The sequence below is a fragment of the Candidatus Nitrospira neuquenensis genome, assembly GCF_979578155.1.
Map to the genome: position 1 here is coordinate 103570 of NZ_CEFZDU010000005.1, position 11350 is coordinate 114919.

At 69.3% G+C, this 11350-nt stretch carries 7 protein-coding genes; 2 read left to right on the forward strand and 5 right to left on the reverse strand.

Going from position 1 to position 11350, the window contains the following annotated elements:
* Nucleotides 1–83 precede the first annotated feature (83 nt).
* From AC1U7O_RS03075 to mpqE, 5 genes are all read right to left on the reverse strand, one after another.
* A complete protein-coding gene (locus AC1U7O_RS03075) occupies nt 84–611 on the reverse strand; it encodes a hypothetical protein (RefSeq protein WP_479893102.1) in 528 nt (175 codons plus the stop codon).
* Nucleotides 608–1993 carry a radical SAM protein gene (locus AC1U7O_RS03080; RefSeq protein ID WP_479893103.1) on the reverse strand — a complete coding sequence of 462 codons (1386 nt, stop codon included), beginning with the start codon at nt 1991–1993 and terminating at the stop codon, nt 608–610. The genes AC1U7O_RS03075 and AC1U7O_RS03080 overlap by 4 nt, the downstream gene beginning before the upstream one ends.
* 14 nt (nt 1994–2007) lie before the next feature.
* Entirely contained in the window at nt 2008–4089 is a 2082-nt protein-coding gene (locus AC1U7O_RS03085) for a universal stress protein (protein WP_479893104.1), read from the reverse strand.
* A gap of 205 nt (nt 4090–4294) precedes the next feature.
* Nucleotides 4295–5902, reverse strand: coding sequence for a B12-binding domain-containing radical SAM protein (locus AC1U7O_RS03090; protein WP_479893105.1), 1608 nt, complete (start codon nt 5900–5902; stop codon nt 4295–4297).
* Between the two features lie 270 nt (nt 5903–6172).
* A complete protein-coding gene (mpqE, locus tag AC1U7O_RS03095) occupies nt 6173–6940 on the reverse strand; it encodes a methyl-plastoquinone biosynthesis methyltransferase MpqE (RefSeq protein ID WP_479893106.1) in 768 nt (255 codons plus the stop codon).
* A 208-nt stretch (nt 6941–7148) separates the two neighbouring features.
* Here mpqE and AC1U7O_RS03100 point away from each other — a divergent pair, with 208 nt between their 5' ends.
* Nucleotides 7149–8477 carry a GAF domain-containing sensor histidine kinase gene (locus tag AC1U7O_RS03100; RefSeq protein ID WP_479893107.1) on the forward strand — a complete coding sequence of 443 codons (1329 nt, stop codon included), beginning with the start codon at nt 7149–7151 and terminating at the stop codon, nt 8475–8477.
* A 48-nt stretch (nt 8478–8525) separates the two neighbouring features.
* Entirely contained in the window at nt 8526–11042 is a 2517-nt protein-coding gene (uvrA, locus tag AC1U7O_RS03105; RefSeq protein WP_479893108.1) for an excinuclease ABC subunit UvrA, read from the forward strand.
* Nucleotides 11043–11350: the final 308 nt, after the last annotated feature.

Below are 11350 nucleotides of genomic sequence, written 5' to 3' on the forward strand. Positions count from 1 at the left end.
TACCCCCTCCCGGCGGCGGACGGCATTCCCGTTCATGGCCCCGCCGAATTGAACGGGGCGAAGCGGGAGGAGGCGGAGGAGGGCTATGAGTGGAGGTGCTTGAGGGCGGCCGCGCAGAGAATGATGAGGACGCCCATCCAGAGGGCGACGCGCTGGAAGGGGATCGGCTCGTGGAGCTGTTCTTCGCGCTCCTCGTCGGTCTCCTGGCCGGTCGCCTCGGTCCGGAAGATGACCGTGTAGAGGTAGATCGTCGCGACGCCGAGGACGAGCCCCAGCTTGATGAAGAAGATGGTGAGGTACTTGGGGTTGTTCGAGATCCCCAGGCCGGTCTGGGAGAGCATGAGCTGGCTGACGTAGTGGAGGTTGACCCCGCCGGTGAACAGGATGACCGCGAGCAGGACGCCCACGACGCGCTTGAAGGACTTGTAGAAGGTGTCGCTGATCGGCTTGACCAGCTCCCGCGGTACGGCGGTCCGCAGGCCGGGGGTCACGGCCATGACGAAGAAGGCCAACCCGCCGATCCAGACCACGGCCGAGAGGAGGTGCAGCCAGTGGTTGATGATCGGGAGGAGCTGATTGACGTCGGTGAGGAGTTCCTGCAGCGCGCTCATCGCTCGAACTTGAAGACGGGGGCGTCGTTGCCGAAGCGCTTCTTGCGCAGCTCTTCCATCAGCTCGACCGTGATCACCGGGATGCCCTGCTCCCGCGCGTGGCGCTCGACGCCCTTCTTGACCATGGCGCGGAGGAAGTAGGGGATGCGCGACAGCCTCGCCTGCGCCGCCTCGTCCCACTCGCCCGCGTACTCCTCCGCCGTGTTGAAGGCGACGCGGACCTTTTCGCCGCCCTTGGGCGTGTAGAGGCACCACTGGTCCTCGTCCAGCCAGTCCCCGTGGTCCACGTAGGGGCGGGCGCGGCAGCCGCCGCAGATCTCGCTGTACTCGCAGTCGCCGCACTTGCCCTTGAGGTGGGGATAGCGGAACGAGTCGAAGATGTCGGAATGCTCCCACAGCTCGACGAAGGACTTCTCCCGGATGTTCCCCGCGGACAGGGGCATGTAGGGGCAGGGCGTGACCTCGCCGTTCGGGGTCACCCGCGCGTAGTTGGTGCCGGCCAGACAGCCGCCGCCCATGTAGCCCGTGGCCTTGGTGATCGGGCTGTTGGGGTCCCGCTCGTAGGCGAGCCGCTTGAAGTGGGGTGCGCAGCGGGCCCGGACGAGCATGTCCTTGTACCGGTCTTGGCACTCGACGAGATAGCCGAGGACCTCCTCGTACTGGGCCGGGGTGATGTCGGTCAGCTCCTCGCCGCGGCCGGTGCAGACCATGAAGAAGACGTTCAGCACCCTGGCGCCCATCTCGTGCGCCCAGGTCACGACGGCGGGCAGCTCCCGGTAGTTCATCGGTTGCGCGCTGAAGTGGACCTGGAACTGCAGGCCGTTGCGCTTGCAGGCCTCGATGCCCGCCACGGCGCCCTGCCAGGCGCCCGGGAGCCCCCGGAACCGGTCGTGCTTCTCGGGATCGAGCGAGTCGATGCTGATGCCGACGCCCATGACGCCGATCTCGACCAGCGCCGTGGCCATCCGGTCGTTGATCAGCATGCCGTTCGTGCCGAAGACGACCATGAAGCCCAGCCGCACCGCGTGGCGGGCGAGGTCGAGGATGTCCGGGCGGACGAGCGGCTCGCCGCCCGTGATGACGAGCAGGCAGCCCTTGTTGACCTCGGCGATCTGGTCGATGAGCCGGAGGCACTCCTCCGTGGTCAGCTCATCGGCCCCGCCGCCGGCCTTGGTGGTGGCGTCCAGGTAGCAGTGGTCGCACTTGAGGTTGCAGCGCTTGGTGAGGTTGAGCGCGATCAGGAAGGGCTTGAAGTCGTCCACCGTCCGGCCGTCGGCGGGAGCGGACCCCGGCGCGGCGATGAACCGCTTGATCTGCCCCTCGAGCTGCCCGAACCGTCCGGCGAGGTGCTCGAAGTTGAAGACCGGAAGGGATTTGCCCATCGTTCAGCGCCCGCTCAGGAGGCGCCGGCGCCGGTGAGGCGGGCGACGATGTCCTTGAGGTTGCCGGATTTCATCGCCTCTTCCATCGTGGTCTTGGCCTCGGCGATGCCCGCGTTCGCCACCTCGATGGTGATCGTGGTGGTGCCGAGCTTGTCCGCGTGCTTCTGGATGAGGGCGCGCGTGCAGTCCCGCATGAAGCCCTCCGGCACGCGGTCGAGCCGCTGCCGGGCCTCGGGCGTCCAGGCGTAGCCGGCGTCCTTGGCCGGGGGCGGCGCCTCCGCGCCGCCGGGTCCCGTCGCGGCGGCCACCGCCGCCAGCTTGGCCTGGGCCTCGGGCGCGACGCCGGCGCCCTTGTTGGCGAAGATCGGGGTGTAGTCCTCGGCGGCGGCCTCGCGGATCATCGGGCCGGCGAACTCCAGGGTGATCGTGGTCATGCCGAGCTTGCGCGCGCTCTTCTCGATCTTGGCTTTCGCGCGCCGCCGCTGGAAACCCGCGGGCACCGCCCGGATCGCCTCCTTGGCGTCCTTGGTCCACTGCATGGGGATGTCGTCGTAGGCCACGTCGGTCTCGACGCCGCCCTCGGCCTTGGCCGCCGCCTCGAAGAGGCTCTTGTCCACCTCGCGGAACCGGGAACCCTCCGCGCCGCAGACCGGGCACTTGACCGGGGTGTCGCCCTTGCCGATGTAGCCGCACCCCTCGCAGACGAAGTAGGTCTGGCTCATCCGGTCGAGGTAGGCCTGGTTGCTCGCGCTCAGGGCCGGCTTCTTCTCCTCGACGATCCCCGCCACCATGCCGCTGAGCGTGTTGCCCATGAGGTCCTTGGCGACCTCGTCGGCCGCCTGCATCTTGTTCCGGTCGATGCCGGCCGCGTCCAGGCTGCCGCCGAGGGCCTTCATGGCCTCCATCGCGCCCTTGGGCAGGATGTGCCCGACCGCCGCGTCCACGACCGAGTTGCTGATGATCGTGTGGCCCTTCTCGATCGCGTAGCGGTGGATGGCCGTCTTGGCCACCCCGCGTGCGAAGACGGGGATGCGCTCCATGCGGGCGAGGGCCTCCTCCGTCCAGGCGATGGTGTACTCCGCCTGCGTGTCGATCGGCGGCACGTACTTGCGGTTGGACACCAGGACGTGGCAGGGGGCGCTGCGGAGCAGGTTCTCGGTGTTGCTCCCGATGTCCATGTCCTCGTCGCTGTGCACGCCGATGCGGCCGACGATCAGGAGCCAGGGGTTCTCCTTGCGGACGTACTGGATGATCTTCTCGAAGGCCTTGCCGTCGAGCAGGGTGGTCTTGATGTCCGTCTTCTCGGCCTGGGCGATCTCGCGCGAGATGTCGAGGTGGGACTGGTAGATCTTGGCCAGCCCGCTGTCGATCACCTCCTCGTGCAGCTTCTCCTGCTCCTTGAAGCGGAAGACCTTGCCGGCCTCCTCGTTGAGGACGCCGGAGATGCTGTGGAACGCCGCGTAGTGGAAGTAGGGGTCGAAGGCCGAGATGGCCTCCACGGGCTTGTCCAGCGCCTTGCCGAGGGCCAGCCCGGTCATCAGGCCGCCGAAGGAATAGGGCGAGCCGTCCACGGCGACGACGATCTTGCCGCCGTTGAAGGGCTGGGTGTGCTTGATGACGAGCATGTCGGAGGTGCGCACGCGGCGGACCACCCGCTCGGTGTTGCTGCCGATCACGCTGTCCTTGACGGCGCCGACGCCCAAGGCGCCCATGATGACGAGGTCGTAGCCGCTGGTGTTGATGTCCTCGACGAGCACCTTCCAGTTGCGGCCCTCCAGGGACTTGCGCTCCAGGGGCAGGTTGGCCTCGCTGCACTTCTTGTCCACGTAGTCCAGGTAGGAATCCGTGATGATCTGCAGGCCGCGGGTGATCAGCGAGTCGTGGATCTGCCGCTGCCGCTCCAGCTCCTTCTCGTCGTGGTACTCCTCCGGCAGCCCCGCCTCCATCTGCTTGAAGCGCTTGTCGTGCATCTTGGCCGCGTAGACGTGGCTGCCCACGATCTTGGCCCCGAACGTCCTGGCCAGCCGTACCCCGAGGTCAACAGCCATGTTGGAATGGTCCGAGTTGTCGACCGGGATATAGATCGTCTTGTACATCGGAGACGCCTCCTTCAGGACCCGCGAGCGGCCCGAGGAACTCGGAAAACCGTAAGGAAATTAAAACGATTTGCGAGCGTCCCGGGCTGAAAAGACCAGGCATCTTAGCACCGGCCTGCGCGCGATTGCAAGCAAGATGTCGGGTGGTCCGACCGCGCGTCGCGCGCGGGCGACGGCGGTTTTTCAGCGGGTTGCGCGCGAGGGGTTACGGCGCGGTCGGCGTGCCCTCACGGCGGCGGGACCGGAGGATTTCCTCCAGCGTGAGCAGGGCGTCGCGCCCGGAATTTTGCTCGATCCCCCTGATGAGGTTGGCATCGGCATAGGCGGCGGAGGCGGCGCCGTCCTGGGCCTGCCGGCTCAAGGAGCCGGACCAGGCGCGGGGGTCGTGGCTGCCGTGTTTCTTGTGCCAGGCGGCGAGGCAGGCCTTGGCGATCAGCTTGTTGAGGGGGGCCGGGTTATAGAGCAGCTTGCGGATGCTCGTCGGCGTGAGCATGAGGGGGTTGTAGCCGGCCGACAGGTAGCCCTCCTCCAGCAGGCGGTGCTCCAGGTCCGTGTTCGGCTGGATGCCCAGGAAGAACATGAGGGGAAACACCCGCTCCTCCCCGAGGATCGACGCGACCGCCTTGTAGGACTCGACGCTCTGCAGGAGCGTCTCCTCGGTCTCCTTGGGCGAATTCAGCGAGTAGTTCAGGATGACCTTGCCCCGGAACCCCGCCTCGGCCAGGTAGCGGCAGCCGTCGTAGAGCCGCTCCAGCTTGAACCCCATGTGCAGGTTGTTCAGGACCTCCTGCGAGCCGGAGGTGATGGCCACCTCCAGGTCGCCCACGCCGGAGCGGACCATCAGCCGCGCCAGCTCCGGGGTGATCAGCGAGGTCCGGATGTAGCCGGACCACTCGATCTCCAGGCCCTCGCGGATGATCCGTTCCAGGATCTCCGTGCACTGGGGGTAGGCCTCCTTCCCCGTGATGAACTGCGCGTCGGTGAACCAGAACCGGCGGGCGCCCCACTGGCGGTAGTGCTGGGCGAGGTCGCGCACGACCATCTCCGGCGGCCGGTAGCGGACGCGCTTGCCCTCGATGTAGGGGTAGAGGCAGAAGGCGCAGTCGTAGGGGCAGCCGCGCTTGGTCTGCACGCCGATGCTCTCGCCGACGTAGGCGCGGTACTGCGGGAAGATCTCCGTCAGGTAGGGCAGGTCCACGGTCAGGGCGTCGAGGAGGGCGGGGGCCCGCTGCTCGCCCTTGTGGACGCGGCCGCCCTCGCGGACGATGAACCGCTCGCCGTCCAGCGGCCGGCCCTCGACCACCTTCAGGATCGCGTCCTCCCCCTCGCCCAGGATGCCGATCACGCCCTCGGGCAGCTTCTCGATGAGCTGGTCGGCGAAGGCGGTGAAGGCCCCGCCCCCGATCATGATGGTCGCCCGGGGCCGCTCCTTCCGGATCAGCCAGGGATAGGACAGGTTCGCCCGGATGTCGCGGTAGTAGCGGTAGAGGTGCGCGAGCCCCTGGAAGGACGCCGCCACGCGCTTGAGCGGGTTGCTCGCGAAGTAGAAGTTGAAGGCGTGCTCCAGCGAGGCGTCGCCCTCGTGGGGCGAGAAGATCTGGATGTCCCGCCAGGAGAAGCAGACGAGGTCGGGCGCGAAGGCCGCCGCCGCGTCCCGCAGGGCCCGCGGCCGCTCGGCCTGCGGATAGAGCGAGAGGTCCAGGATGCGCTGCCGCACCTCCGGATGCCGGCGGTGGATGAAATCCGCCAGGTAGGTGATCCCGAGGGGGTACACCTGCTTGCACGGGAGGAAGACGTAGAGGATCGACTTCATCGGTAAGCTATCAGTGCGCAGTCGCCAGCCTCGTCGTTCCGCGAGGCCGGGCCCGGCAAGCTCCAAGCCGCAATCCGTCATCCCGGCGAAGCCGGGGTCCAGAATTCAGACTGGGCCCCGGCTTCCGCCGGGGCGACGTGACTGGGCCCCGGTCCCGGATAATGTCCGGAGGGCACTTCCGCCGGGGCGGCGACCCCGGATCGTCAAATGTCCGGGGCAACCCCCTTCCGTCTGGGTGACGACACGGCTGAAGACTGATGCCGGCCCAGCTCATTTGACGGCCACGTGGATCGCCACGATGCCGCCGCTCAGGTTGCGGTAGGTCACCTCCCGGAAGCCGGCCTCGCGCAGGAGGCGGCAGAGGCCCTCCTGGTCGGGAAAGGTCCGGATCGAGGCCGGCAGGTACTCGTACACCCCCGTGCGGTCGCGCGCGACCAGCGTGCCGATCGCGGGCAGCAGGCGGAAGGAGTACCAGTCGTAGAGCCCCCGGAGCCAGGCCGGCGCCGGCCGCGAGAACTCCAGGCAGACAAACCGGCCGCCGGGCTTGAGCACCCGGCGGATCTCCGCGAAGGCCGCCGGGACGTCGCCGACGTTCCGGATGCAGAAGCCGGCGGTCACCGCGTCCAGGCTGCCGTCGCGGAAGCCGAGGCGCTCCGCGTTGCCCCGAAAGCAGCCGATCCGGCCGGCCAGGCCCCGGCGTGCGATCTTGCGCCGGCCCTCGCGGAGCATGGCGGCGTTCAGGTCGAGCGCCGCGACGCGCCCGCCGCCGCCCATGCGCGCCCCCAGCAGGATCGCCAGGTCGCCCGTGCCCGCGCCGAGGTCGAGCGCGCGGCCGTCGTCGGCCGCCGGCACCAGCGAGGCGGCGCGGCGCTTCCAGCGGTGGTGCAGCCCGAAGCTGAGCAGGGAGTTGTTCAGGTCGTAGCGGCGGGCGATCGCGGTGAACATGCCCTGCACCGCGTCCTCGCGCGCCTTGCCGGACCAGACGGACACCTCGCGGGCCGGCGCCGCTGGGGCGGGCTTCTCGTCGAGCCGCAACATGCGTCGGTGGTAGCACCCGCTTCGAAGCCCTGTCAAGCCGGAATCGTCCGGCCAGGCGCGGGCCGGCGCCCCGCCGGACTATCCTCGCGCCGCGCGGCTTGCTATACTACGACGGCCTGCACGGACCTTGCCCTAGGGGGAATGATGGCGGCAAGACGATCGGCACGAGCGGGGCGCGGCGCGACCGGGGCATGGGGGTGACGCCCGCGTGAGCCAGCCGCCCTCGATGATCCCGCCGCAGGACCCGGACCGGCGCCAGCAGCCGCGGCGCCGGGAGGACGAGCGCCTGCTCCAGCGCGAGCGGGAGCTGGAGGCGGTCCGCCGCATCTGCGAGGCCATCTCCCGCGAGCGCCACAGCGACAAGCTCATCGAGCAGGCCCTGCTCGTCGCCCTCGACGTGGTGGAGGCCGAGGCCGGCTCGATCCTGCTCGCCGACCCGAAGGCCCGCCGGCTCGCGTTCCGCCACGTCGTGGGGGAAAAGGCCGAGCTCATCCGCGGCCTGGCCATTCCCTGGGACAAGGGCCTGGCGGGGGCGGTCTTCCTCTCCGGCCGTCCCGAGATCATCGGCGACGCCAAGAAGGACCGGCGCCACTATCCCGACATCGACAAGCTGACCGGCTTCCGCACCCGCGACATGATCGTGCTGCCCCTCCGGCAGTGGGGCCGCCCGCCCATCGGGGTCCTGGAGGTCATGAACAAGCGGCGCGGGTCGCTCGACGAGGCCGACGTGGACCTGCTGACCATCGTCTCGGCGCTGGCGACGACCGCCATCGAGCAGGCGCGGCTGTACGAGGAGGCCAAGCTGGCCGAGCTCGTCCACCGCCTCGCGGACATCGGCCACGACGTGAGCAACCTCCTCCTGCCCCTCTCGCTCAGCGCGACGATCCTGCAGGAAGAGGTCGAGCGCCTGGCCGAGCGCCTGGCCGCCCACGACGCGGACCTGGCCCGGTCCGGCCGCGGGCTCTGCCTGGAGGCGCTCGACACGCAGCGGGACGCGGTGCGGCGCATCCGCGACCGGATGAAGGAGGTGACGGACTGCGTCAAGGGCATCAGCAGCCCGCCGCAGTTCGCGCCCTGTCGGCTGGCGGAGGTCGCGGGCAGCGTCGTGCGGACGCTCGGGCTGCTCGCGCGGCAGCGGGAGGTTGCCGTGCGCCTCGACGGGCTGGAGCGCCTGCCGGAGATCGTCGCCGACGAGCAGCGGCTCTACAACGCCCTCTACAACATCGTGAACAACGCCATCCCCGAAGTGTCGCCGGGCGGCTCGGTGACGATCGAAGGCCGGCTGGAATCCGCCGAGGGGCCCCTGTGCCTGACCGTGCGCGACACGGGCCGGGGCATGCCGCCGGAGATCCGCGACAGCCTCTTCTCCGGCCGGGCGATCAGTCGCAAGGAGGGGGGCACCGGGCTCGGCACGAGGATCGTCAAGGACGCGGTGGACGCCCACGGCGGCACGATCACGGTCGAGAGCCGGGAGGGCGCCGGCACGGCCTTCCACATCCGCCTGCCGCTCCGCCCGCCGGGGGCGGCGCCGGCCTGACCGCGCCGCCCCCGGCGTCGCGCGGCCCCCGTGCTATAATCCCGCGCCATGTCGTCCGGCTCGATCGTCATCAAGGGCGCGCGCGAGCACAACCTCAAGAACCTCGACGTCGCCATCCCGCGCGATCGGCTCGTCGTCATCACCGGCCTGAGCGGCTCCGGCAAGTCCTCCCTCGCCTTCGACACGATCTACGCCGAGGGCCAGCGCCGGTACGTGGAGTCCCTGAGCGCCTACGCCCGGCAGTTCCTGGAACAGATGGGCAAGCCGGACGTGGACTCGATCGAGGGCCTCTCGCCGGCCATCTCCATCGAGCAGAAGAGCACCAGCCACAACCCCCGCTCCACGGTCGGCACCGTCACGGAGATCTACGACTACCTGCGTCTGCTGTACGCCCGCATCGGCCGGCCCTTCTGCCACCGCTGCGGCGAGGAGATCGCGGCCCAGACGGTGCAACAGATGGTGGACGCGATCCTGGCGCTGCCGGAGGGCGCGCGGTTTCAGGTGCTGGCCCCGATCGTCCGCGGGCGGAAGGGCGAGTACCGCAAAGAGCTGCTCGACATGCGGCGGGCCGGCTACGTCCGGGCCCGAGTGGACGGCCGGATGGTGGACCTCGGCGAGGACCTCGGCCTCGACAAGCAGAAGAAGCACACGATCGAGATCGTCGTGGACCGGCTGGTCAGGAAGCCCGGCGAGGCGCTCGCGCGGCGGCTGGCCGAGTCGGTCGAGACCGCGCTCAAGCTGGCGGACGGGCTCGTCGGCGTGCTGACCGACGACGGGACGACGCGGCTCTACAGCGAGAAGCTCGCCTGCATCCGCTGCGGCGTGAGCTATCCGGAGATCACCCCGCGCGTCTTCTCCTTCAACAGCCCGCACGGGGCCTGCGAGGCCTGCGACGGGATCGGCTACGCCGTGTCCGGCTGCCCGATGGACGAGGAGGAGGACTTGACGCTCCTGGAGCGCTGCCCGGCGTGCAAGGGGGCGCGCCTGCGGCCGGAGAGCCTGGCGGTGAAGATCGCGGGGCAGTCCATCGCCGAGGTGACGCAGCTCTCCGTGCGCGCCGCCGCGGAGTTCTTCGCCGCGCTGGAGCTGACGGAGCGGGAGCGGCTGATCGCGCAGCGGATCCTCAAGGAGGTGCGCGAGCGGCTGGGGTTCCTCGTCAACGTCGGGCTGGACTACCTCACGCTGGACCGGGCGGCCTCGACGCTCTCGGGCGGCGAGGGCCAGCGCATCCGGCTGGCGACGCAGATCGGCTCAGGGCTGGTGGGCGTCCTCTACATCCTGGATGAGCCGTCCATCGGCCTGCACCAGCGGGACAACCGGCGGCTCCTCCAGACGCTGCTGCGGCTGCGGGACATGGGGAACACGGTGGTCGTCGTCGAGCACGACGCGGAGACGATGACGGCCGCGGACCACATCCTGGACCTGGGGCCGGGCGCGGGCGCGCACGGCGGGGAGGTCGTCGCCCAGGGCACGCCGGCGGAGATCATGGCCCATCCCGCCTCGCTGACCGGCCGGTACCTGCGGGGCGACCTGGTCGTCTCGCTCCCGACGCGCGCGCGGAAGCCCAGGGGGATGCTGACCGTGGTCGGCGCGCGCAAGCACAACCTCAAGCAGATCACGGCGCAGATTCCGCTGGGGCTCTTCACCTGCGTGACCGGCGTGTCCGGCTCGGGCAAGAGCACGCTGGTGCTGGAAGTGCTGTTCCACTCGCTGTCCCAACTGCTCTACGAGAAGAAGCCCCGCATCGACGGCTGCAAGGAGCTGAAGGGCGTCGAGGCGCTGGACAAGGTCATCGACATCGACCAGTCGCCGATCGGCCGGACGCCGCGCTCCAACCCCGCCACCTACACGGGCCTGTTCACGTTCATCCGCGACCTCTACGCGAACCTGCCCGAGTCGCGGGTGCGCGGCTACAAGCCGGGGCGCTACAGTTTCAACGTGAAGGGCGGGCGCTGCGAGGCCTGCGAGGGCGACGGGCTCATCAAGATCGAGATGCACTTCCTGCCGGACGTCTACGTGACCTGCGAGGTCTGCAAGGGGCAGCGCTACAACCGCGAGACGTTGGACATCCGGCACAAGGACAAGAGCATCGCCGACGTCCTGAACATGACGGTGGACGAGGCGCTGGAGTTCTTCCAGCACATCCCGCACATCAAGAGCAAGCTCCAGACGCTGCACGACGTGGGCCTGCACTACGTGAAGCTCGGCCAGTCGGCGACGACGCTCTCGGGCGGGGAGGCGCAGCGGGTGAAGCTCTCGCGGGAGCTGTCCAAACGCGCGACGGGCCGGACGCTCTACATCCTGGACGAGCCGACGACCGGGCTGCACTTCGCGGACATCCAGCGGCTGCTGGACGTGCTGAACCGGCTGGTCGAGGCGGGGAACACGGTCCTGGTGATCGAGCACAATCTGGACGTGATCAAGAACGCGGACTGGATCATCGACCTCGGCCCGGAGGGCGGGGACCGGGGCGGCGAGATCGTGGCGGAGGGGCCGCCGGCGGCGGTGGCGCGGGTCGCGCGGTCGTACACGGGCCAGGTGCTGCGGGAGGCGGGGCTGGGGTGAGGGTCCCGGGCCGGCGAAGGGGTGGCGGATACACCTGCGACCTGATGCGTCGACGAGAGATGGCCACTCCAGAAGTCAGCCGTCCGGGGGAACGTCATCCAAGCTCAGCGACAACACCTTCGCCGACCCGGGCTTCGATCCCGCAGAGGCTGCCGTGCTTCGGATGAGGGCCAATTGCATGAGCGATCTGCGGCTATCCGTATAAAAAGCGCAAGTTGACCCTCATCCGAAAATACATGGAACTGCCTAAGGTGGAGCGGGTGGCGTGGCGAGCGGGTCCCCCGTCGCCCGCAGCGGAAGGGGCGAAG